Annotated in this window: 1 pseudogene; it reads right to left on the reverse strand. The window is 71.4% G+C overall.

Annotated elements, in window-relative coordinates:
- Window positions 1-287, reverse strand: a pseudogene (locus BIU99_RS12695) (glucuronate isomerase); the annotation flags it as partial.

The raw sequence follows: 287 nt of genomic DNA on the forward strand, positions 1-287 counted from the left end.
AGTCGTCGATGAACCCGGAGGTCTTGGTGAACGACGCGGAGTCGGTGACGGCCGACCGGTAGCGCCCGATGGCCGCCGGGGTGTCGATGAACCACCACGGCGCGCCCGCGTACACGGCGGGGTAGAAGCCCGCGAGCGGCCCGATCTCGCGCGAGAAGACGGTCTCGTCGACGGTGAAGAGCACCAGGTGGAACCCGGGAGCGGTGCCGAAGGACTCGAGCAGCGGCCGGAGCGGCTCGGTGAAGGACCCGACGGCCGGCAGGTCGTGCCCGGTGTCCGGCCCGAAG

The organism is Plantibacter sp. MMLR14_011 (assembly GCF_001865025.1).
Classification (GTDB): Bacteria; Actinomycetota; Actinomycetes; order Actinomycetales; family Microbacteriaceae; genus Plantibacter; species Plantibacter flavus_A.